Source organism: Brytella acorum, assembly GCF_029309905.1.
GTDB classification, from domain to species: Bacteria; Pseudomonadota; Alphaproteobacteria; order Acetobacterales; family Acetobacteraceae; genus Brytella; species Brytella acorum.
The window spans coordinates 559,084-582,203 of sequence record NZ_JARBJP010000001.1; the positions used below are offsets into that span (position 1 = coordinate 559,084).

19 protein-coding genes are annotated in these 23,120 nt (G+C 61.9%); 14 read left to right on the plus strand and 5 right to left on the minus strand.

What is annotated here, in order from left to right; all coding sequences use genetic code 11:
* Positions 1 to 34 precede the first annotated feature (34 nt).
* Both carB and carA read right to left on the minus strand, forming a co-directional pair.
* Complete coding sequence (gene carB / locus PWM43_RS02475; protein ID WP_289840973.1) at positions 35 to 3,289, minus strand: carbamoyl-phosphate synthase large subunit; 3,255 nt, start codon at positions 3,287 to 3,289, stop codon at positions 35 to 37.
* A 3-nt stretch (positions 3,290 to 3,292) separates the two neighbouring features.
* The gene (gene carA / locus PWM43_RS02480) at positions 3,293 to 4,690 is read right to left on the minus strand and encodes a glutamine-hydrolyzing carbamoyl-phosphate synthase small subunit (RefSeq protein WP_289840974.1); all 1,398 of its coding nucleotides are present in this window, start codon (positions 4,688 to 4,690) and stop codon (positions 3,293 to 3,295) included.
* Positions 4,691 to 4,846: 156 nt separating this feature from the next.
* Here carA and PWM43_RS02485 point away from each other — a divergent pair, with 156 nt between their 5' ends.
* The 7 genes from PWM43_RS02485 (at position 4,847) to rplI (ending at position 11,496) form a co-directional block, all read left to right on the plus strand.
* Positions 4,847 to 5,299 carry a GatB/YqeY domain-containing protein gene (locus tag PWM43_RS02485; RefSeq protein WP_289840975.1) on the plus strand — a complete coding sequence of 151 codons (453 nt, stop codon included), beginning with the start codon at positions 4,847 to 4,849 and terminating at the stop codon, positions 5,297 to 5,299.
* 3 nt (positions 5,300 to 5,302) lie between these two features.
* Positions 5,303 to 7,132, plus strand: coding sequence for a DNA primase (dnaG, locus tag PWM43_RS02490; RefSeq protein WP_289840976.1), 1,830 nt, complete (start codon positions 5,303 to 5,305; stop codon positions 7,130 to 7,132).
* 296 nt (positions 7,133 to 7,428) lie between these two features.
* Positions 7,429 to 9,366 (plus strand): RNA polymerase sigma factor RpoD, encoded by a 1,938-nt coding sequence (gene rpoD, locus PWM43_RS02495; RefSeq protein ID WP_289840977.1) that lies wholly within the window; start codon positions 7,429 to 7,431, stop codon positions 9,364 to 9,366.
* Between the two features lie 7 nt (positions 9,367 to 9,373).
* On the plus strand, positions 9,374 to 9,976 hold the full coding sequence (locus tag PWM43_RS02500) for a GNAT family N-acetyltransferase (protein ID WP_289840978.1): 603 nt from the start codon (positions 9,374 to 9,376) through the stop codon (positions 9,974 to 9,976).
* A gap of 173 nt (positions 9,977 to 10,149) precedes the next feature.
* Positions 10,150 to 10,623, plus strand: a complete 474-nt coding sequence (gene rpsF / locus PWM43_RS02505) for a 30S ribosomal protein S6 (RefSeq protein WP_289840979.1) — start codon at positions 10,150 to 10,152, stop codon at positions 10,621 to 10,623.
* A gap of 5 nt (positions 10,624 to 10,628) precedes the next feature.
* The gene (gene rpsR / locus PWM43_RS02510) at positions 10,629 to 10,910 is read left to right on the plus strand and encodes a 30S ribosomal protein S18 (RefSeq protein ID WP_289840980.1); all 282 of its coding nucleotides are present in this window, start codon (positions 10,629 to 10,631) and stop codon (positions 10,908 to 10,910) included.
* 10 nt (positions 10,911 to 10,920) lie between these two features.
* Complete coding sequence (rplI, locus tag PWM43_RS02515; protein WP_289840981.1) at positions 10,921 to 11,496, plus strand: 50S ribosomal protein L9; 576 nt, start codon at positions 10,921 to 10,923, stop codon at positions 11,494 to 11,496.
* Positions 11,497 to 11,595: 99 nt separating this feature from the next.
* Here rplI and PWM43_RS02520 read toward each other — a convergent pair whose 3' ends face one another.
* Complete coding sequence (locus PWM43_RS02520; protein ID WP_289840982.1) at positions 11,596 to 12,711, minus strand: THUMP domain-containing class I SAM-dependent RNA methyltransferase; 1,116 nt, start codon at positions 12,709 to 12,711, stop codon at positions 11,596 to 11,598.
* A gap of 217 nt (positions 12,712 to 12,928) precedes the next feature.
* Between PWM43_RS02520 and PWM43_RS02525 the strand changes: the two genes are divergently transcribed.
* The gene (locus PWM43_RS02525; protein WP_289840983.1) at positions 12,929 to 14,164 is read left to right on the plus strand and encodes an SAM-dependent methyltransferase; all 1,236 of its coding nucleotides are present in this window, start codon (positions 12,929 to 12,931) and stop codon (positions 14,162 to 14,164) included.
* Positions 14,165 to 14,221: 57 nt separating this feature from the next.
* On the opposite strand, the gene dps is transcribed toward PWM43_RS02525, so the two are convergent.
* The gene (gene dps / locus PWM43_RS02530; RefSeq protein WP_289840984.1) at positions 14,222 to 14,752 is read right to left on the minus strand and encodes a DNA starvation/stationary phase protection protein Dps; all 531 of its coding nucleotides are present in this window, start codon (positions 14,750 to 14,752) and stop codon (positions 14,222 to 14,224) included.
* Between the two features lie 267 nt (positions 14,753 to 15,019).
* Here dps and PWM43_RS02535 point away from each other — a divergent pair, with 267 nt between their 5' ends.
* Positions 15,020 to 16,219: an MFS transporter gene (locus tag PWM43_RS02535; protein WP_289840985.1), complete on the plus strand. Its 1,200-nt coding sequence runs from the start codon at positions 15,020 to 15,022 to the stop codon at positions 16,217 to 16,219.
* Here PWM43_RS02535 and PWM43_RS02540 read toward each other — a convergent pair.
* Positions 16,200 to 18,716, minus strand: coding sequence for a glycosyltransferase (locus PWM43_RS02540; protein WP_289840986.1), 2,517 nt, complete (start codon positions 18,714 to 18,716; stop codon positions 16,200 to 16,202). The genes PWM43_RS02535 and PWM43_RS02540 overlap by 20 nt on opposite strands.
* A gap of 264 nt (positions 18,717 to 18,980) precedes the next feature.
* On the opposite strand from PWM43_RS02540, the gene pstC reads away from it, so the two are divergent.
* From pstC to phoB, 5 genes are read left to right on the plus strand one after another with little or no spacing between them, the layout of a single operon-like run.
* Positions 18,981 to 19,961, plus strand: a complete 981-nt coding sequence (gene pstC / locus PWM43_RS02545; RefSeq protein ID WP_289840987.1) for a phosphate ABC transporter permease subunit PstC — start codon at positions 18,981 to 18,983, stop codon at positions 19,959 to 19,961.
* Entirely contained in the window at positions 19,958 to 20,833 is an 876-nt protein-coding gene (pstA, locus tag PWM43_RS02550) for a phosphate ABC transporter permease PstA (RefSeq protein WP_289840988.1), read from the plus strand. The genes pstC and pstA overlap by 4 nt, the downstream gene beginning before the upstream one ends.
* A gap of 15 nt (positions 20,834 to 20,848) precedes the next feature.
* Positions 20,849 to 21,667, plus strand: coding sequence for a phosphate ABC transporter ATP-binding protein PstB (pstB, locus tag PWM43_RS02555; protein WP_394356022.1), 819 nt, complete (start codon positions 20,849 to 20,851; stop codon positions 21,665 to 21,667).
* Between the two features lie 39 nt (positions 21,668 to 21,706).
* A complete protein-coding gene (gene phoU, locus PWM43_RS02560) occupies positions 21,707 to 22,429 on the plus strand; it encodes a phosphate signaling complex protein PhoU (protein ID WP_289840989.1) in 723 nt (240 codons plus the stop codon).
* The gene (phoB, locus tag PWM43_RS02565) at positions 22,426 to 23,118 is read left to right on the plus strand and encodes a phosphate regulon transcriptional regulator PhoB (protein WP_289840990.1); all 693 of its coding nucleotides are present in this window, start codon (positions 22,426 to 22,428) and stop codon (positions 23,116 to 23,118) included. The genes phoU and phoB overlap by 4 nt, the downstream gene beginning before the upstream one ends.
* Positions 23,119 to 23,120 lie beyond the last annotated feature (2 nt).

A 23,120-nucleotide genomic window follows, 5' to 3' on the forward strand; every position in this document is an offset into this window, starting at 1 on the left:
TGCGGGGCCGCGCTGATGCGACCCCGCCTTGCTGTCAGAACCGACTCTTGAAGTAGGACTGCAGGGGCGCCACGCCCAGCGCTCCGTCCTTCATCGCGGAGATGGCATAGATGGCCGCGCGTGCGCCCGCGAGCGTCGTGAAGTGCGGCACGCCGCCGAGCAGCGACGAGCGGCGGATGTCGTAGCTGTCACGGACCGATTGCGGGCCCTGCGCCGTGTTGATGACCATCTGCACATCGCCGGACCGGATGGCGTCCACGCAGTTGGGGCGTCCTTCAAGCACCTTCTGGACGCGGGTCACCTGCAGACCGGCCGCTTCCAGGCGATCGGCGGTGCCGCGCGTCGCCATGATCGAGAAACCCATCTCGATCAGCTTGCGGCCCAGCGCCGTGATCTGCGACTTGTGTCCTTCACGGACGGAAAGCAGTACGGTGCCTTTCTGTGGCAGCTTCACGCCCGCGGCGAGCTGGGCCTTGGCGAAGGCGCGCTCGAAGCTGGAATCCAGGCCGATGACCTCGCCCGTGGAGCGCATTTCCGGCCCGAGAATGGTGTCCGTATCCGCGAAACGGTGGAACGGGAAAACCGCCTCCTTGACCGCGACATGCGGCGCGACCGCGTCGTCGTCGAGCGTGAACTCCGCGAGTTTCGCGCCCGCCATGACGCGCGCGCCGATCTTGGCGACCGGAACCCCCGTGGCCTTGGCGACGAACGGCACGGTGCGCGAGGCACGTGGATTGACCTCGAGGACGAAGACTTCATTGTCCTTGATCGCGTATTGCACGTTCATCAGCCCGACGATGCCAAGCTCGCGCGCCATGGCTTCGGTCTGCGCCTTGAGTTCGGTGACGATGGCGGGCGACAGCGTGTAGGGCGGCAGGGAGCAGGCGGAATCGCCGGAATGGATGCCCGCTTCCTCGATATGCTCCATTACGCCCGCGACATAGACTTCCGTGCCGTCGCAGATGCAGTCCACATCGGCTTCGATCGCGTCGTTGAGATAGTGATCGACGAGGATCGGGCCGGACGACACCTCGGCGCCCGCGAGACGCAGCGTCGAGAGGATGTAGCGCTGCAATCCGGCGCGATCATGGACGATCTCCATGGCCCGGCCACCCAATACGTAGGACGGACGGACGACGACGGGATAGCCGACCCGGTCGGCGATGGCCTCCGCTTCCGCCGGGTCATGGGCGATGCCGTTCTCGGGCTGGCGCAGTCCGAGCTTGCGGAGCATGACCTGGAAACGCTCGCGGTCCTCCGCGCGGTCGATCGCGTCGGCAGGCGTGCCGAGCAGCGGAATGCCCGCGTCCTCGAGGGCGCGCGAGAGCTTGAGCGGCGTCTGGCCGCCATATTGCACGATGCAGCCCAGCACCTTGCCGCCCGCCTGTTCCGTGCGGATCAGGGCGATCACGTCCTCGTCGGTCAGCGGCTCGAAATAAAGCCGGTCCGAAGTGTCGTAATCGGTCGAGACGGTTTCCGGATTGCAGTTGACCATGATGGTCTCGAACCCGGCCTCGCGCAGCGCATAGGCCGCGTGAACGCAGCAATAGTCGAACTCGATGCCCTGGCCGATACGGTTCGGGCCGCCGCCGAGAATGACGATCTTGTCGCGGGAGGTCGGTCGGCTCTCGCATTCCGGAATGCCGAAGCCGCCTTCATAGGTCGAGTAGAGATAGGGCGTGTCAGACGCGAACTCGCCAGCACAGGTGTCGATGCGCTTGTAAGCCGGACGCACGCCGAGCCTCTCGCGCAGGGCCGTCACCTCGGCGGGCTTGCAGCCCGTCAGGCGAGCCAGCTGGCGATCGGAGAAACCGAGCGCCTTGATGCGACGCAGTTCGCGCGCTTCATTGGGCAGACCGTTCGCCGCGATCTCGTTTTCCGCGACGACGAGCGCGTGAAGCTGGCGCAGGAACCAAGGCTCGAAACGACAGGCCGTGTGAATATCCTCAAGGCTGAGCCCCGCGCGTATGGCCTGGGCGGCCATCATGATGCGCTCGGGGCGCGGTTCGGAGAGGGCGGCGCGATAGGCGTCGAGCGAGCCGTCGCCCGGCGCTTCCACCGGATCGAGGCCGGTCAGCCCCGTTTCCATGGAGCGCAGACCCTTCTGGAGCGCCTCGGCGAAGGAGCGGCCGACCGACATGGCTTCGCCGACCGACTTCATGGAGGTCGAGAGCAGGGCGGGCGCGCCGGGGAACTTCTCGAAGGTGAAGCGTGGGATCTTCACGACGACATAATCGATCGTCGGCTCGAAGCTCGCGGGCGTGGTTCCTGTGATGTCGTTGGAGAGTTCGTCGAGCGTGTAGCCGACGGCGAGCTTGGCGGCGATCTTGGCGATCGGAAAGCCCGTCGCCTTGGAGGCCAGCGCCGAGGAGCGCGACACGCGCGGATTCATCTCGATGACGACCAGTCGGCCATCGGCGGGATTGACGCCGAACTGCACGTTCGAGCCGCCGGTTTCGACGCCGATCTTGCGCAGACACGCGATCGAGGCGTCGCGCATGCGCTGATATTCCTTGTCGGTCAGCGTCAGCGCCGGGGCGACCGTGATGGAATCGCCCGTATGGACGCCCATGGGGTCGATGTTCTCGATGGAGCAGACGATGATGCAGTTATCCGCGCTGTCGCGGACGACTTCCATCTCGTATTCTTTCCAGCCGAGAACGGATTCCTCGATCAGGACTTCGTTGGTTGGAGACGCGTCGAGGCCGCCGAGGACGATTTGGTCGAACTCCTCGCGGTTATAGGCGATCCCGCCGCCCGCGCCGCCCATGGTGAAGGACGGGCGGATGATCGCGGGAAGGCCGGTATCCTTGAGCGCGACGCGCGCTTCATCGAGCGTGTGGGCGATCGCGCTGCGGGGACTCTCGATGCCGATCTCGTCCATCGCCTCGCGGAATTTCTGGCGATCTTCGGCCCGGTCGATGACTTCGGCGTTCGCGCCGATCAGCTCGACGCCATGCTTTCTCAGGAAGCCTGATTTATCGAGCGCCATGGCGGCGTTCAGCGCGGTCTGGCCGCCCATCGTCGGCAGGACGGCGTCCGGCTTTTCCTTGAGGATGATGCGCTCGATGAACTCGGGCGTGATCGGCTCCACATAGGTCGCATCCGCCAGCCCGGGATCGGTCATGATGGTCGCGGGGTTCGAGTTGATCAGGATGACCCGGTAGCCTTCCTCGCGCAGCGCCTTGCAGGCCTGCGTGCCGGAGTAATCGAACTCGCAGGCCTGGCCGATGACGATCGGGCCTGCGCCGACGATGAGGATCGACTTGATATCAGTGCGTTTCGGCATGGCTCAGGCGGCCCTCTTGTCCATGAGCGCCACGAAACGCTCGAAAAGGTAGAAGCTGTCCGAAGGACCGGGACTGGCTTCGGGATGATACTGCACGGAGAAGGCGTCCAGCTTCGTCGAGCGGATGCCTTCGTTCGAGCCGTCGAACAGGCTGGTATGGGTCACGATCACGTCGTCGGGCAGGGAGGTCTCGTCCACCGCGAAGCCGTGGTTCTGGCTGGTGATTTCCACGCGCCCCGTTTCAAGGTCCTTGACCGGCTGGTTCGCGCCGCGATGGCCGCGCCCCAGCTTGTAGGTCTTCGCCCCCAGCGCCTGGGCCAGCAGCTGATGGCCGAGACAGATGCCGAAAACCGGCACTCCGGCATCCAGAACGGCGCGGATGGCCGGGACCGCGTAGGTGGCGGTGGCGGCCGGATCGCCGGGACCGTTGGAGAGAAAGACGCCTTCGGGCTTATGCCGCAGGATGTCTTCAGCCGTGGCCGTGGCCGGCACCACCGTGACGTCGCAGCCCGCCGTCACGAGGCAGCGCAGGATGTTGCGTTTCGCGCCGTAATCGACGGCGACCACGCGGCGCTTCCGGCCTTCCGGCACGGGCTTTTCCCAGACGCCCAGTTCCCAGGTGAAGCTCTGCGCGCAGGTGACTTCCTTCGCGAGATCCATGCCTTCGAGACCCGGCCACGCTTCCGCCTGCTGCTTCAGCGCGGCGATGTCGAACGCACCGTCTTCCGGATAGGCGAGCACGGCGGTCTGTGGTCCGCCATCGCGCAGACGACGGGTGATGAGACGGGTATCGATCGCCGAGATGCCGGGCAGGGCCTGTCGCTTCATCCAGATTTCGAGCGGCGCGGTCGAACGGTAATTGGCCGGTGCGGTGACGTCCTCTTTCACGATCATGCCGCGCGCTGCGACGTGCTGCGCTTCCTCGTCTTCGGCATTCGTACCGACATTGCCGATATGGGGAAACGTGAAGGTCACGATCTGTCCGGCGAAGGACGGATCGGTCATCGTTTCCTCATAGCCCGTCATGCCGGTGGAGAAGCACAATTCGCCGATGGCCGCGCCAGACGTGTGGGCGCCGAAGCCGCGTCCCCACAGGACAGTTCCGTCGGCAAGGACAAGGGCGGCGGTCGCGCCGTCGGGAGGTGTGTCGTTCACAGCCGTTTCGCTTCTGTCCTGAGAGGATTCGGGCGTAGGATCGCCCGAAGTGAGATCATTGGGGATGAGATCATCCGGGGTGAGATCGCTCAGCGTGATGTCGGGCTGGCGCAGAAGGGCGGTCCAGTGCTTCGACGGGATGGCTCGCGCCTGCCGCCATTTGCGGATGGCTTCGAGGCCGACGCCCGTCAGGCTGGCCATAGCTTCCGGGCCGCCCACCTTTGCGATGATACTGTCGATGTCCATCACGCTGTCCTCACCAGGTTTGATCCATGCTACCTAACCGCTCGAAAAGGCGTTGGGAAGTTTTTTCCCGCTGCTATGTGGGTCGGGAAGCGGTGTCGGGAAGATTTTTCCCTCACTCCCTTCGAGGCCGGTTTTTATGAGAGAGGATTTTCAGGGATGTCGTTGCGCGAAAAGATTTCGACCGATCTCAAGACGGCGATGAAGGCCAAGGAGGCCGAGAGGGTCGCCCAGCTTCGTGGCATCACGGCCAGGATCAAGGATCTGGACGTCGCCGCACGCGTGAAGGGCACGGAGATCGGCGATGCTGAAATCGTTCCGATGCTGCGCGGCATGATCAAGTCCCGTACCGAATCGGCGACGATGTATCGCGAAGGCGGCCGTCCCGAACTGGCCGAGAAGGAAGAAGGAGAGATCGAAGCCATCAAGGCCTATCTGCCGCCGGAAATGGACGACGCCGCGCTGGCCGCCGCCGTGGACGAGGCGATCGCCGAATCGGGGGCTTCTTCGATGAAGGAGATGGGCAAGGTCATGGCCGTGCTCAAGGGGCGCTTCGGCGCGGATCTGGACATGGGCCGCGCCAATGGTGTCGTGAAGGCGAAGCTTTCGTAAAGCATGGCGTTCGATCCGGCCCTTCTCGATGAGATCCGCACGCGCGTTCCGCTGACGACCGTCATCGGGCGGCGGACGAAGCTCGTCAGGTCCGGGCGGAACTGGAAGGCGTGCTGCCCTTTTCATGGGGAGAAGACGCCTTCCTTCTATGTTTATGACGACCACTTCCACTGTTTCGGCTGCGGCGTGCATGGCGATGTCATTTCCTTCGTCATGCAGTCCGAAGGGCGCAGTTTCCCCGAGGCGGTCGAGCAACTGGCGAACGAAGCCGGGCTGGAAGTGCCGCGTCAGGATCCGCGTTCGGAAGCGCGCGCGCGCGAGGCGCAGTCGCTGGGTGACGTGCTCCAGCTCGTCCAGGGGATCTGGCGGCGCAAACTCCTCGAGCACGAGGGGCGTGACGGGCTGTCCTATCTGAAGCGGCGCGGCCTGACGGACGCGACCATCGAGGCTTTCGGTCTCGGCTGGTCGGGCGACGGGCGCGGCGGGCTGGTCGAGGAGCTGCGCGGGCATGGCGTGCCGCCCGAGGCGCTGCTGCATGCGGGCCTCATGCGTGTGGACGAACACGGCGCCGCGAAAGGCGAACTGTTCTTCTCGCGTGTGACCTTTCCGATCCGTGACCGCCGCGGTCGCATCGTCTCATTCGGCGGACGCACGTTGGGTGACGGCCAGCCGAAATACCTCAACGGGCCGGAAACCGCCCTGTTCTCGAAAAGACGAACCCTGTTCAACCTCGATCGCGCGCGGCAGAGCGCGCGGGAGCCCGGTCAGAACCTGATCGTCGTCGAGGGCTATATGGACGTCATCGCACTCCATCAGGCGGGTTTCCACGCGGCAGTCGCCCCGCTCGGAACGGCGATGGGGGCGGAGCAGATCGAGATGCTCTGGCAGGTTTCACCCGAGCCGGTTCTCTGCCTGGACGGGGACGCCGCCGGCAGCCGGGCGGCGCTACGCGCGGCGGAAACGGCGCTGCCGTTGTTGAAGCCGGATCGCACGCTGCGCTTCTGCCGTCTGCCGGAAAGTGACGATCCGGACAGTTTCGTGCGACGCGAGGGGCCGGACGCCATGCGCCGGGTCATCGAAGGAGCGACCTCTCTGGCGGATGAGCTTTTCTCGGTCGTGGCGGCCGGAATCGCCCAGCGTGGGCCGGAGCAACGCGCCGGAATCCGGGCGCGGCTGGAAGCGCTGGCCGCGCAGATCACGGATCGGGCGCTGGCTTCGGAATTTCGCCGCACATTGCTGGAGCGTTTTTTCAGCGCGGTCCGGCCTGCGGGACGCAAATCAGGTGACGGGCGCGGGCGGGTGGCCGCGCGGGGACCGGTGGCGCGGACATTGCCTCCCGACGGCGCTCTGGAACGGCTGCGCGCCATGACGGCGCTCCTTTTACGTTATCCGGAGCATCTTCCTGAACTGGAGCTGCCTTTTTCCAGTCTCGAATTACCCGCCGATCTCGACGGGATCCGGGAAGCGATGCTCAACTGGCTGGCCGAGCAACCTCATGGAGTCGTCCTGACATCTGAGGGGCTTGATCTGTGGCTGGGCGCGCATCATCTCGCAGAGCAGAAGCACGCTCTGCTGAGCGTCGGGCTCCCGCGTCTGCCTTGCGGACCTGATGATACGGCTTTCCCGGAAACGGGTCCCCTTCAGCGGTGGTGGGAATGTTACGGGCTTGAGAACCTTCCTGCATTTCGTCAGGGGGTTATGGAAGAGGTTCGCTCCGCGCTGTCGGACCCGACTCTGACGGCCTGGCCGGAAGGTCTCAACGCCCGCATGCGGGCGATGGAGCGCCTCTCTCGCGGCGAGAGTGCCGACGAAGGTCTGGCAGAAGAAGGATAGGCCATATTCTGGCCACACTGCGTGTTTGCGATGCATCATAGTCAGGCGTCGGCTCTTGACTTCGTGCGGGTCTTCGCCCACCTGCACGCTGCCGGTTTTGCTGGCTGGTCTCGCTTCTGCCTGTAAGGGGCGGGGCGGACGTGGGGACGAGGGCATGCAGCGCAGGTCTGCCGGAGACGGAGGCCTGAAGGTTCCTGCCCATTCGTGCATGAGGCCACGGGCGCCGCGTATGACGCGTGCGCGAGACCGGAACGATTGACAGGGTGCCGCAGGGCACGGCGAGCAGGGAGCAGGGCATGGCGACCAAGACGGCCACGGGAACGGAGCGGAACGCGCAGGAACAGGACGTTGAGACGAACGTTCTCGATACGCAGTCGGCTGCGGTCAAGAGGCTGATCGCCAAAGGGCGTGAGCGCGGACATATCACGTTCGATGAGCTGAACGCTGTCCTGCCGCAGGACCAGATGTCTTCGGAACAGATCGAAGACGTCATGGCGATCTTCTCCGAAATGGGCATCCAGGTCGTGGAGAACGAGGAGCAGGACGACGCGGAGCCCGCCGAAGACAAGGAAGAAGAGGCCGAAGCCGAGGAAACGCCGACCGGCAACATCAACGCCGAGACCGTTGGCCGTACGGATGACCCGGTCCGCATGTATCTTCGCGAAATGGGAGCCGTCGAGCTGCTCTCGCGCGAAGGCGAAATCGCCATCGCCAAACGTATCGAGGCTGGTCGCGACGAGATGATCGGCGGGTTGTGCGAAAGCCCGCTGACGATCCGCGCCATCATTTCATGGCACGACATTCTCAAGGGCGGCGAAATGCTGCTGCGGGATATCGTCGACCTCGAGGCGAGCCAGGGTGGCGGAGAAGGCCCCGAAGACACGCCTTCGGAGAGCGAGGAAACGGACGACAATTTCGAGAGTGAATCCGGCAGTGAGGAAGGGGGAGAGCAGGAAGGCAGCGGCCTGTCGCTCTCGGCGCTGGAAGAAAAGCTCAAGCCCGAGATCCTCGCGCGTTTCGAAGCGATCGAGCCTCTCTACGATGAACTGCGCAAGTTGCAGATCGGTCGTATCGAGAAGCTGACCAGCGGCTCGGAAAGCACCGATCAGTCGGAAGAGAAATACGAACGTCTGCGTCATGAACTGGTCTCGATGGTCCAGCAGGTGCATCTGCACAACAACCGCATCGAGGAACTTGTTCTTCAGCTCAAGATGAAGTTCCAGAAGCTGAACGGGCTTGAGGGGCAGATGCTGCGTCTCGCGGAAAGCTGCCGTGTCTCGCGTGACGACTTCCTTCTGAAGTATCGCGGGAACGAGCTCGACCCGAACTGGCTGGACATGGTTTCGGGCCTGCCGGGCAAGTCGTGGAAGAACTTCACGACCCGGTATTACGAACGCATCGCCGATCTGCGCGCTCAGGTCGCCGAGCTGTCGCATGGTGTCGGGTTGCCGGTGGGCGAGTTCCGTCGCGTTTACGCGACCGTGTCACGCGGCGAGCGCGACACCACGCGGGCAAAGAAGGAAATGATCGAGGCGAATCTGCGCCTCGTGATCTCCATCGCCAAAAAATATACGAACCGTGGTCTCCAGTTCCTGGATCTGATTCAGGAAGGCAATATCGGCCTGATGAAGGCTGTGGACAAGTTCGAGTACCGGCGCGGCTACAAGTTCTCGACCTATGCCACATGGTGGATCCGCCAGGCGATCACGCGTTCGATCGCCGATCAGGCCCGTACGATCCGTATCCCGGTGCACATGATCGAGACGATCAACAAGCTCGTGCGGACGTCGCGTCAGATGCTTCACGAAATCGGCCGCGAACCGGCTCCGGAAGAACTGGCCGAGAAGCTTGGTATGCCGCTCGAGAAGGTCCGCAAGGTCCTGAAGATCGCCAAGGAGCCGATCTCCCTTGAAACGCCGATCGGCGACGAGGAAGACAGTCATCTGGGAGACTTCATCGAGGACAAGACGGCTGTCATCCCGCTCGACGCCGCCATTCAGACCAATCTGCGAGAGGCGACGACACGGGTGCTCGCTTCGCTCACGCCTCGCGAGGAGCGCGTGCTGCGCATGCGCTTTGGTATCGGCATGAACACCGATCACACGCTTGAGGAAGTCGGCCAGCAGTTCAACGTGACCCGCGAGCGTATCCGTCAGATCGAAGCCAAGGCGCTTCGCAAGCTCAAGCATCCGAGCCGGAGCCGCAAGCTGCGTTCGTTCCTCGACGATAACTGATCGCGGCGTGCCGGAAACGCCTGTGATCGGTTGGGGGAAAAAGGGTGTCAGGGCGGTCACACGGATCGGCGTTGACGTCACGTTTCTTGAGATGGACTCGCCGCCGCGGGATGAGCCACGACCTTTTCCCGAGGGGTTCTGGCTGTCCCGTCTGCCGTTCATGGATGTCGACTGGTATCTGGCGCTCTACCGGGCCGTGGGCGCGCCGTATTGCTGGTGGATGCGGTTCGAACTTCCCAGAGACGAATTGCAGCGTTTCCTGAACGATCCTCTGGTCGAACTGCACGTTCTCCGCGCGCCGGACGGGAAGCTGGCCGGTTTTTTCGAACTGGATCGTACGCGTCCTCGCACTCCGTATCTGTCACATATGGGGCTGGTTGACGGATTCATCGGCAAGGGACTGGGCAGGGCGCTCCTGGACGCCGCCATCCGCCGGGCCTGGTCGGAGCCTTGCGACAGGCTGCGCGTTAATACCTGCACCGCCGATCATCCTCGGGCGCTGGATGTCTATGTTCGCGCCGGTTTCAAGCCTGTGCGCGTCGTCCGCGAGACATGGGATATTCCCGATGATCTCGGAATTGCGGTCCCGGAACGGCTGAAAATATCCTGAAGACCGCCGTAACGGCTGAAAAACCTTGTGTTGCCGTGCGGAACGTGCTTTACGGCCCGCTTCCCTGCCGGGACGATGTGGCGTCGCTCCGGCTATACCCAAGCTTCATGGAAGGAGCGTCGGACGGTCACCGGACCTGACGATTGGGTTGAACCTATCCGAAGGGAGAGAAAATGCCACTGTACGAGAGCGTGCTGATTGCACGTAACGACGTGTCGCAGGCGCAGGTTGAAGCGCTCGTGACCGAGATCGAAACCCTGCTCACCCAGGACGGCGGCTCGATCGAGAAGCGCGAATTCTGGGGCCTGCGCTCGCTGGCTTACCGCATCAAGAAGAACCGCAAGGGTCATTACGTCCTGCTGGGCCTGAACGCCCGCCCGGACCAGATTCGCGAGCTTGAGCGCCAGCTGAGCCTGAACGAAGACGTCCTGCGCGTCCTGACGCTGCGTGTTGACGCGATCGACGAGAATCCCTCGCCCGTGATGTCGCGCAAGAGCGATGACCGTGGCGATCGTGGCCCCCGCGGTGGCGCTGGCGGCAAGCCGGCTGGCCGTTTCGACAGCGGCCGTGGCGGCAGCCGTCGTGACAACGACCGTGAGGAATATCGTGCGCGTGAGCACGATGGCGTCGAAGCGGAAGCGGAGTAAGAGACATGTCCGAAACCACGACCATCGAAGTCAATCCGGCTGCTCGTCGTCTTGCGGTTGGCGCGCGTCGTCCGTTCTATCGTCGTCGCAAGTCCTGCCCGTTCTCCGGCCCGAACGCGCCGCAGATCGACTATAAGGATGTGCGCCTTCTGAGCCGCTTCCTCTCCGAGCGCGGCAAGATCGTGCCGAGCCGCATCACGGCCGTTTCGGCCAAGAAGCAGCGTGAACTGGCTCAGGCCATCAAGCGCGCCCGCTTCCTGGCCCTGCTGCCTTACGTCGTGAACTGAGGAGGACGGCATGTCTCAGACAGAAATCATCCTGCTCCAGCGTGTCCAGCACCTGGGCCAGATGGGCGACATCGTCCGCGTCAAGCCGGGCTATGCACGCAATTTCCTGCTGCCGCAGGGCAAGGCGCTGCGTGCGAATGCGCAGAATCGCGCACGGTTCGAGAACGACCGCGTCCAGCTCGAAGCGCAGAACATCAAGCGCCGCGAGGAGGCCGAGCGTCTGGCCGAGCGTATGCACGGCCTGACCGTCGTCATCATCCGCCAGGCGGGTGATAGCGGCAGCCTGTATGGCTCCGTCACGACCCGTGACATCGCTGAAGCGGCGACCGCCGCAGGCCTGACGATCGGTCGCAATCAGGTCGTGCTCGAAGAGCCGATCAAGATTCTGGGTCTGGTTGAGGCTCGCATCGACCTGCATCCGGAAGTTTCGATCCCGGTGACGGTGAACGTGGCCCGCTCGCTGGAAGAATCCGAGCGTCAGGCACGCGGCGAAGCCGTTGCCCAGGAACAGGACGAATACGTTCTCGAAACGGGCGAGGACGAGGCTGATGAGGCCCCGGCTCTCGAGACGACGCCGGACGTCTGATCCGCTTCCTTCCTGAAGCCGGTAGACAAAAGCCCTGTAGAGCATCGCTCCGCAGGGCTTTTTTTTGCGAAAGACCGCAGGAATCAGGCCAACTGAGGATCAGGCCAGGGGCGGGGTCCGATAGAGTGTCACTTTCAGGCCGCCGTGAGGCACGGGCGCGCTCGTCGGCAGAAAGGTCAGCCCGGTAGCATGGGCAAGCGCGGGCTCCGTCGTAAGCAGTCCGAGGCGCCATGCCGGGAAGCGTTCACGCAATGTCCGGCCCAGCGCATTATAAAGAGGCGCCAGTTTTGCGGGATCGCCGATGCGGGTTCCGTAAGGGGGATTGGCGATGACGAGACCGGGCTTTCCTTCCGGGGGCTCGATATCGCTGATGCTGCATTGGCGAAACGTCGTGAAACGGCTGACCCCAGCGCGTTCCGCATTGGCCTTGCTCATGGCGATGGCGCCCGCGTCGCGATCGCTGCCATAAAAATGAACCGATGGTGGCCGCTCGCTTTTGACGGCGCGCATCTGCGCCCAGGCTTCCGCATCGAACGTCGCCAGATGTTCGAACGCGAAATGGCGCGAGCGGCCGGGATTGAGGCGCGCGGCGATTTCAGCGGCTTCGATCACAAATGTTCCCGAACCACACAGGGGGTCGAATACGGGTTCGCTGCCGTTATAGCCGCACTGGTGCAGGAAGAGCGCGGCCAGGGTGTCGCGAAGCGGTGCCCGATTGACGGCCTGCTTATGACCGCGCCTGTGGAGAAGGGCGCCGGATGTATCGACACTCAGCGTACACGTGTCGTGATCGACCCGGGCGCGGACGATGACATCGGCGGTTTCCGCCTCTGGAGCGCCTGCCACGTCGCGGATTGCCGTGGCGACGCGCTGGGCGACCGCGCCGTCATGATAGAGGCGCGACGCCGAACAGGTCGCTTCGACCCGAAAAGGAATATCGGGTCGCAGAAAGGTCTTCCAGGGGGTTTTATGAGCCAGTTGATCGAGCTGGGCGAAATGCGTCGCGCGAAAGGAATCGATACGCGCGAGGACGCGGGTGGCGCCACGGATCCAGAGATTGGCCCGCCAGACTTCAGGCCAACCGCCACGTATCGTGACACCCCCGGGTACGGCTCGTGGCCGTTTGAAGCCTTTGAGGCGGACCTCGTCGCAAAGCGTGGCCTCCAGCCCTGGCGCTGTGGCCAGGAAGATCTCGAACTCGGACATGTCGCTCATCGCGTCTGAATGACAGTTACCGGAACGCTCGGCAACGGGAGAACGGAATTGACGCGTCGTCGTGTCTGTCGCACGAGGCTTTTACAGGAAAGCTGTGTCACGCACAGGATCGTGGATGGCCTGCGGGTTTTTCCAGGAAAAATCATGGGTTAGGATCCTGCCAGAGCGCATGACGGCTCTGGTGGAGCGGGAATGAACGTCGTGCAGGGAGCGAGAAATGCCATTTGTTCTTGATCAGGTCATGAAGCGCTTTATCCGGCAGGGCGCGCTGACGGTCATTTTGCCGGATGGCGTCGAACGACATTACAAGGGCACGCGGCCGGGTGAGAAAGCCGCCATGCATGTCCGGTCGGCGAAGGCGCTCCAGGCGCTGATCGTCAATTCCGGCCTGGCCTTCGGTGAGGGCTATATGAATGGTGAGATCGAGCCGGTCGGTTGTACGCTCGAACAGCTTCTTCGTGTTCTGATGGTTAATCTTCAGGATACAGGTCACAGCTTCAACCGGTTTGAAGGCGCGATTCGGTTTGTCACGCGTCGTCTGCGGCAGTGGAACGGAGCGCGACGCTCGATACGCAATGTCGCGCATCATTATGATCTGAGCGGCGCTCTCTACGATCTCTTTCTCGACCAGGATCGCCAGTATTCCTGCGCTTATTTTACGCATGCCGACATGACCCTCGATGAGGCGCAGATCGCGAAGAAGCGCCATATCGCGGCCAAGCTGAAGCTCGACCGTCCCGGCCTTGAAGTGCTCGATATCGGGTCGGGCTGGGGAGGGATGGCTCTTACCCTCGCAAAAGACTACGGCGCCCGCGTGCTGGGCATCACCCTGTCGAAAGAGCAGCTCGAGGTGTCGCGTCGGCGGGCGCGCGAAGCAGGTCTGGAAAAGCAGGTTCAATTTGAACTGTGTGACTATCGCAAGGTTCGCAGCGCGTTCGACCGTATCGTATCCGTCGGCATGTTCGAGCATGTGGGCGTCGGGAACTACGATACCTTCTTTCGCGTGGTCCGGGATCGCCTGAAACCGGATGGTGTCGCTCTGCTCCATTCCATCGGGCGTATGGACGGGCCTGGATCGACCAATCCGTGGCTCAGCAAATATATTTTCCCGGGAGGTTATTCGCCGGCGCTCAGCGAAACGCTGGCTTCCATCGAGCGCTCGGGACTGTGGCTGACGGATTGTGAAATCCTGCGCCTGCATTACGCGAAAACGATCGCGATCTGGCGTGAACGCTATGCTGCGGCGCATGACAGAGTTGTCGCCATGTATGACGAGCGCTTTTACAGGATGTTTGATTTTTACCTGACGGGGGCGGAGTTATCGTTCCGCGTCCAGGATCATATGAATTTTCAGCTTCAACTGACGCGGTCGATGACGGCTCTTCCGATCACGCGTGATTACATGTTCATGGACGACATGGCCGGAAGCGGCGGGCCCGCGACCGTGAGGTGACAGAGACCCGCGCACGCACCCTGCCGGAGGTTCTCCCGGCAGGGAAACGGCAGGCGCTTAGCGGGCGCCAGCCTTGTCGCCGTCGCGCAGTGTGCCCGTCGGCTCCTGAACATGGGCTTCAAGGAACCAGAGGTTCTTGTCGAGAGCGCGGGAAACTTCGGTGAAGAGATCGGCCGTGTCCGCGTCACCGGCCTCATCCGTGATGTCGATGGCTTCGCGTACGTTGTTCGCGACTACTGCGTAGCGGTCGATCAGGGCGGCGATGTGATCGGCGATCCGATAGATATCGGTCGGATAGGGCTTGCAGGAACTGGACTGGCTCACGGACTGCGCCGTGCCGAACGCCGTGCCACCCAGTTGCACGGCGCGCTCGGCAACCATGTCGGAGTAGTCGTCGATCCCTGAACGAAAACCGTCGAGCATCTCGTGCACGCCGATGAACTGCGGTCCCTTCAGGTTCCAGTGCGCCTGCTTGGTGATCAGGGCGAGGTCGATCAGATCGGCAAGCCGCGCATTGAGCACTTCGATCGATACGGCCTTGGCGTTCGTCTTCGTAGCGTTCTGGGTTTTATGGGTGTGGGCTGCCATGGGGCATCTCCGAAAAAGAGGACGGGGTCGCTCGAAAGCGGGTCGCTCGGTCAACGCACAGGGCGACGTCGCGGTTTTTTCCCCATCTGCTAAAAAGCCTGTCAGATTCCGATAAAGACGATGTCATCTTTGCGTGGCGCGACGGTTTCGTTGCCCCAGGGTCTTCCGGGGCAATTCATTGAGATAACGCAAATGTCTCTTGCATTCCGTCCGGCCGCGAACGAAGCCGATGGAATCAATGACAACCCGCAGTGACATGAGAATCCTATGACGTTGCAGAGGCCGAACGGCGCATCTTCGAATCGAGCCGTATTTTTTGCCCTGGGTCTCGGGAGCTTCGCGATTGGAACGGCGGAATTTGCCGCCATGACGCTGGTGCCCATGATTGCGCATGCGCTTTCCATCACCGTTCCTGAAGCGGGGCATGCGATCGTCGCTTACGCGGTCGGGGTCTGTGTTGGCGCGCCCGCCATCGCGCTGGTGAGCTCCCGTGTTTCCCGCAAGACCATGTTGATTGGGATGATGCTGCTTTACGCGGTGGGTAATGGCCTGACGGCGATCGTGCCGGGTTATTACGCTCTGCTGATCTGTCGTTTCGTAAGCGGCCTGCCCCATGGCGCGTATTTCGGGATCGCAGGTCTTGTGGCCTCGTTCCGTGTTCCTCCGAACCAGCGCTCTCAGGCTGTCGCCAAAGTGGTCCTGGGACTGACGATTGCGACGATCGCCGGTGTGCCGCTTGCGAGTGTCATCGGGCAATATCTAAGCTGGCGTTGGGCCTTTGTGCTGATCGCCACCGTGGCTCTGTGCACCGTGCTGCTGGTGATGGTGTTCCTTCCGAAGGACGCCGTGCGGTCCGAGGCCAATATTCTCGACGAAATCAATGCGCTGCGTCATCGCCAGGTCTGGTTGACACTCGGAATCGGTGCGGTCGGTTTCGGGAGCGTGTTCTGTGTCTACACCTATCTCGCCTCCATCATGCGGGAGGTGACGCACGCTCCTGTTCCGGCAACACCTGTCATGTTCGCAATTTTCGGCGCCGGGCTGACTGTCGGCACGCTCGTTTGCGGATGGCTCGCCGATCGTAAGATGATGCCGACGATCGGCGGTGTCCTCCTTGTCGAGGCGACGGCGATGGCAGGGTTTTCCGGTGCTTCCCACCATCTCTATGAACTTGGGTTCATCGTGTTCATGATGGGCTGCGGAGGGGGGCTGGCAACTGTTGTTCAGGCCCGTCTGCTGGAAGTGGCCGTCGGTGCCGAGGGACTTGCGGCCGCCCTCAACCAGAGCGCTTTCAATATCGCGAATGCATTGGGGCCGTATCTTGGGGGGCTGGCGATCGCGGCGGGACTCGGATGGACCTCCGTTGGCTGGGTGGGTTTCGCCCTGGCCATCGGAGGCTTTCTCATCTGGTTGGTGAGCGTCGCGGAAGAAGCGAAATCCCGGCGTGTTACACCGGGTGGTCGGTGAGTTTTTCCGGCGCGATCAGGTCAAAAAAGGGCTGGAGATCAACCGTGAAGAAACGGGGATAGGCCGGGTCGCGGACGTAAAGTGCATGTTCGCCCCACCGATCCTGCATGATCTGCGTCTCCGCGAAGAAGCGCCCTTCCTGCTCAGGCGTCTGATCGGAGCCGCGTGACAGGGATTCGTGGTGATAGGCCACAACGTCGGCTGCGAAAATGATCTTGTATCCGGCGGCGCGGATCTTCAGGCAGAGATCCACATCGTTGTAGGCGACCTGGAGATCCTTTTCGTCGAATCCGCCGATTTCCTGGAATACATTGGCCCGAACCAGCATGGCGGCGGCTGTGACGGCGGTGATTTCATGGGAGAGGCGCGTGCGCCCGATATAGCCGTAATCCGTCACGGACTCTCCCCGATGGACATGAGCCCCCACGCCCGCGGCTCCTACGACGACACCGGCATGCTGGATCGTATCGTTGGGGTAGAGCAGCTTGGCGCCCACGGCTCCGATATCCGGCGAGGCCAGCGCCTCGCCGAGCAGCGCTGGCAACCAGTTCCCGTCTTCGACGAACACATCGTTGTTCATGAACATGTAGAACTCGGATTTGCAGGTCTCGACCGCCAGATTGTTCAGACGTGAGTAGTTGAATGGCTCCTCGACGCGGACGAAGCGGACGTTGCGATGTTTGGAGAACGCCTTGGTAAAGGACGTCGCTTCCAAAGTCACCGACCAGTTGTCTACCAGAACAATTTCGTAATTGCTGTAATCAGTATGCTCCATGAGGGCTTCGACGCATCGCCGCGTGGTCTCGATCTGGTCCTTGAACGGGATGATGATGGAGACTTTGGGCTTGCGGGTGAATTTCCACTGCACGCGATAGATCGACATATTGCCGATCGAAGAGACCTCCGCCTTCAGTTTGAGGCGCGTGATGTGGTCCTTTACCGCCTGAATGCCTGCGGCCACGGCATATTGCTTGTTGTCGATACGCACGGCGGTCGAGTTCGGGGTCAGGCGCCAATGATACAGGATTTCCGGGACATGGTAGATTTCATCGGCCTTCAGAAGCTCCGAAGCGCGCAGGACGAAGTCATGATCCTGCGCGCCGTCGTATTCCTTACGAAGAAGGCCGATCTCACGCATGGCCCTGGTTTCGATCATGGTCAGATGGCAGATGTAGTTGCAGCCGAGAAGATAGCGGTGATTGAAATCCGGCTTGAAATTTGGGGCCGAAAAATATCCGACCTGGTCGATCTTGTCCTCGTCGGAATAGAGCATGCGGGCGCCGGTCCGTTCGGCGGCGCGGACCATCACTTCGAGGGCGACGTCGACCATGAGGTCGTCATGATCAAAGAAGACAGTATATTCGCCCGTCGCGGCTTCCATGCCCGCATTCGTGGCGCCGGCGATCCCCTGGTTTTTTTTGAGGGTGATGGCGCGGATACGACTATCCTGCTCGCCATACTGCTTGATTCGTTCAGCCACTTCAGCCGATTTGGCACCGTCATCGACGATGATCAGTTCCCAGTGCGGATAGGTCTGGCCGATAACGGATTGGATGGCCGCCTCGAAATCCGACATGAGGGGTTTGTAAGTCGGAACGAGGACCGAAACGAGAGGCTTGCTTTTGAGAGGCGCGGCTTCGCGGGCGATGGATACGCGGGAACGAAGGTCGGCATAGTAGCGCCGGGCCCAGGTGTCATAATCACCGAGATTGAAGCCGGGCTGGGGAATGACATTGCGAATTTCAGTCCGCAAACGTGTCAGTTCCTTCTGCAGGGCGTCAATCGTGTCCGCGATGTCGACAAGACGCGTCTCGAGCTGGTCGTTGGCGATGGACGTTACGAACGGGCTCCCGTCGAGTTCCGTCTTTTCGGGCATGACGACGACGCGATACTCACGCGGCGTCGAGCCGCGCAGGCGTTGCGGGATGATGTATTCGAAGCCGCAGTTCGGATCGCATCCGAGAACGGCCGCCACGTCCCCACGGTAACGATCAGCTTTGAGCTGTCCCAGATTGGTCCCGTTCGCGCTGAGCGCGACGGTGACGCCGCCCATCTTGGGACCACCCCGCTGGCTTTGCACGACCCATCCGCGCAACACGCCCTGCTTGATACCGTCGACGAAACCTTGATAGGTCGGTCGGATATATCCGACGAATGTGTGAACATCCTTGGGGGCGTCCCCTTCTGGCGCGGCCGAGTAGGGAACGGCCAGCCGGTCAGAGAAACGAAACGCGATAGTGTGTTTGTCGCCGTCGATGAACGCATCCGGGATATGAAATTCAAATCCGACCTTTGAGCTGCCGAGGCCGAGCGCGTTTGCGACGTCCGGGCGTTCCGCGTCGCAAAGGATCTGCGCGACTTCCTGATTGTCGATCAGAACATGAAGTTTGGCGACGGCGTGAGGCGGCAGTCTGTCGAAGGCCCAGCCGCGGGCAACGCCATCCTCGCAGTCGTCGAAAAAGCCTATGAAACGATGTGTCGCGTTGGTAGATGTCATGGCCTTTTCGGGTCCCATACGATTGCGATGGCGCTTCGCGGGCGAACGGCGTCAAGAAGCACTTCTTAACTTTTATCGAGGCAAAACCGCGTGAGGGCAACCCGCGAAAGAGCCGCGCATTGCGAAAGGCACGGTTTCGTTGTGACCATATCGTTCGGTCCGTCATAAAAGCTTCATGCCGGGATGGTGTTCGAGTGTTGTTTGTTCTTCTTCGCGCCGCTAGAGCACGTTCGTTTCCTGTGTGATGCGGATCGAGTAAAACGTATGGTAAGCATTCCTGCAGAGCAGCCTTCTCTGGACGTCAGCCCCATTCCTGGCGCGGCGGATGAGGCTTTCTGGCATGGTGACCGGCTTTTTCGGTTGATTGTAACCGGCTGTGCGCTGCTCGTTCTCCTGGTGCTTGGCGGTCTCGTGATCGCCATGGGCGTAGGGGGATTGAAAGCTTTCGCGGCGTTTGGTCCGCAGTTCGTTGTCAGCAATGTCTGGAATCCAGTCAGCAACGAGTACGGCGCATTGGCGCCGCTCTTCGGCACGGTCGTGTCCACGCTGATCGCGGTCGCGATTGCCTTGCCCCTGGCTTTCGGGGCTGCTTTCTGGCTGACGGCGATCGCACCGCCAGCCGTCGCGGAATTCGTCGGCTCGGCCGTGCAACTGCTCGCCGCTGTGCCGTCTATTATCTTCGGGATGTGGGGTCTGGCGGTGGTGGTGCCTTTTGTCGCCCATCATGTGCAGCCTTTCGCAAGGCACGTCTTCGGACATACGCCAGGGTTGCGCTGGGTCGTGCACGGCGCGGCTTTCGGCAGTGGCTTGCTCACAGGCGGCGTGGTGCTCGCGATCATGGTCATGCCGTTCATGACGGCCGTGATGCGGGACGTCTTCATGGCCATCCCGCCGATGCTCAAGGAGAGTGCCTACGGTCTGGGCGCGACACGGTGGGAGGTCATGCGGCGTATCGTGGCGCCCTGGTCGCGGACCGGGATGATTGGCGGCGTGGTCCTTGGCATGGGACGTGCTCTCGGCGAAACCATGGCCGTGACGTTCGTGATCGGCAACTCGAACTCGGTCGGCTGGTCGATCTTTGCACCGCGTAATACTGTCGCCTCTCTGATCGCGCTTGAATTTCCCGAGAGTCCGGCAGGCAGTCTGAAGCTTTCCGCCCTGATGGCGCTCGGCTTTATCCTGATTGTGATTTCATTCGCGTCTCTCATTGCCGCGCGCTGGCTGCTGAGGGAGAAAAGCGCATGAGTGGCACCGTGACGAAGTCGAATGGCTGGGCCAAAAGTCCGGTCGCCGCACGTCGGCGGGCCATCGATCTCGTGGCGACCGGACTGAGTTTCGTGGCGACCGCCATCGCGATCCTGATGCTTGCGTCCATTCTCTGGACGCTCGTGTCGAACGGGATCGCCGGACTCTCCGTGGTGGCTCTGATCCGGCCTATGGGACCGCCCGGCAGTCATGGCGGCCTGGCGAATGCAATCGTGGGGAGTGTCATTCAAACCGTGGTGGCCCTTCTCATGGGCGCGCCTATTGGGTTGTGTTGCGGGATTTACCTATCTGAATATGGTGGCAAGGGCCGCTTTGCTTCGACTGTCCGGTTCGTGTCCGATGTGCTGCTTTCCGCGCCGTCGATCCTGATCGGTCTGTTCGTCTATCTCGTGCTGGTGGCGCCGTTCGGACATTTCTCCGGCTTCGCGGGTTCCGTGGCCCTGGCTATTCTCGCCGTGCCGATCATAGTGCGCACGACCGAAGACATGCTGCGGCTGGTGCCGACCGCGATGCGGGAAGCCGGAATGGCTCTCGGAGCGAAAAAGTGGCGCGTTGTCGTTTTCCTCTGCCTGCGTTCAGCGCGTGTCGGGGTTCTGACGGGTATTTTGCTGGCCGTGGCACGTGTGAGCGGTGAGACGGCACCGCTGCTGTTTACATCGCTTGGCAATGAGAACTGGTCGTTCAGCCTGGCGCAGCCCATGGCAAGTCTTCCGCTGGCCATCTATCAATACGCTGGCAAGCCCTATGATGACTGGTTGGCCTTGAGTTGGACAGGCGCGCTCCTTGTGACCGTTGGTGTGCTGACAATCAATATTGTTGTCCGTTTCGGCATTCGTAGCCGAAAGGGCTGAGGATTCATGACCCGTATGAGCATGATGCCCAAGACTTCCGATCCGACGGCTGATGCGCAGGCGTCGGCTGCAGAGACCCCGCCGACGGCGCTTGAGGTCCGCGATCTCAATTTCTACTACGGCACCAATCAGGCGCTGAAAAATATCAGCATCGACTATCAGCGTCGGCGTGTGACGGCGATGATTGGCCCCTCAGGCTGTGGCAAATCCACGTTGCTGCGTGTCTTCAACCGCATGTACGATCTTTATCCAGGGCAGCGTGCGGAAGGGGAGGCCATTTTCGATGGCGTCAACATACTTGACCGCTCTCTGGATCTGAACGTTCTGCGCTCTCGCATCGGCATGGTCTTCCAAAAGCCGACACCCTTTCCGATGTCGATCTACGATAATATCGCGTTCGGCGTGCGCCTGCACGAAAAGCTGTCGCGTTCCGAGATGGACACGCGCGTCGAGGATGTTCTGACGCGCGTGGCGCTGTGGAAGGAAGTGCGAGACCGTCTTCGTTCGCCCGCCGCCGGCCTCTCGGGCGGGCAGCAGCAGCGCCTGTGCATCGCGCGCAGCATCGCGACGCGTCCGGAAATGCTCCTGCTGGACGAACCCACCTCGGCGCTCGACCCGATTTCGACGGCCCGAATCGAGGAGCTTCTCGACGAACTCAAGCAGGAGTTCACGATCGTGATCGTGACGCATAATATGCAGCAGGCCGCGCGCTGCGCAGATCAGGTGGCGTTCTTCTATCTCGGCACGCTCGTTGAGGTGGACGCGGCAGACAGGATGTTCACCAATCCGCGCGAAAAGCAGACGCAGGACTATATTACGGGCCGGTTCGGCTGATTTTTAATACCTTGAATCCCGTAGTGGAGGATTGAGTCCATGGCTCCGGAAGGCGTCCATACCGTCAAGAGCTACGAGCAGGAACTGAGTCGGCTGCGGGCTATGATGACCCGCATGGGCGGCATTGTCGAAAGCCAGGTCGCGCAGGCGATTGCCGCTGTGACCGCGCAGGACGAAGATGCGGCCCGGGCTGCGCCTGGGCAGGACCCACAGGTCGACGCGCTCGAGCGGGATGTCGAAGGGCTGGCCATCCGTCTTCTGGCATTGCGCAGCCCTATGGCGAGTGATCTGCGTGAGATCGTGGCGGCGCTCAAGATTACGGGCGACCTTGAGCGAATTGGCGATTATGCCAGTTCGATTGCCCGTCGCAGTACGCGTTTCGACCTCGCGGATAGCCGGATTTCGCTTTCCGGCCTGACGGCCATGGGGCGGCTGGTTCAGGAAAATCTGCGGCGCGCCATCGATGCGATCAGCCAGCAGGATCCGGAGCGTGCGCTGGAAGTCTGGCAGTCCGATCAGGGTGTCGATGAATATTACACCGCCATGTTCCGTGCGCTGGTGACCTACATGATGGAAGATCCGCGTAATATCGGACCGTGCACGCATCTTCTGTTCATCGCCAAAAACCTCGAGCGCATCGGGGACCACGCGACGAATATCGCTGAACGCGTCTATTACGCCGTGACGGGAGAAAACCTCCCGGCCTACCGTCCACGCGGAGGACTTGCTTCCGACGCCGCTGAAACGTCGGTCACGCGATGAACCAGACTGCCGCACGTGTTCTGATCGTCGAGGACGATCCGGCCATTCAACTCATGTTGCGCTATAACCTTGAAAAACGCGGCTATGAAGTCACGGCGGTTTCTGACGGCGAAACGGCTTTGCAGGCTCTCGAACAGGCGCGTCCCGACGCGGCCGTGCTGGACTGGATGCTACCCGGTCTTTCCGGGCTCGAATTATGCCGTCGCATTCGTGCGACGCCCAGGTTGCGGGATCTGCCGGTGATCATGTTGACGGCCCGTTCCGACGAGCAGGACAGCATCCGCGGCCTGGACGGTGGCGCCGACGACTATATCGTCAAGCCTTGCAGCGTGGAAACGCTGGACGCGCGTCTCCGGGCCCTCCTGCGCCGGACTCAGGTCAGTTATGACCTGCTGACTTTCGCCGATCTGCGACTGGATCCCGAGACGCATCGCGTGGAAAGGGCGGGGCGTCTGGTCACGCTCGGCCCGACGGAATTCCGTCTGCTTGAATTCTTTATGCGCAATCCCAAACGGGTGTTTTCCCGTGAGGATCTGCTTCAGCGGATCTGGGGGGAGAACATGCATGTGGAGCTGCGCACGATTGACGTGCATATCCGTCGTCTGAGACGCGCTGTGAACGCCGACGATGAGGCGGACTACATACGCACGGTTCGCTCCGCGGGCTATTCGCTCGACGATACTTACTGATC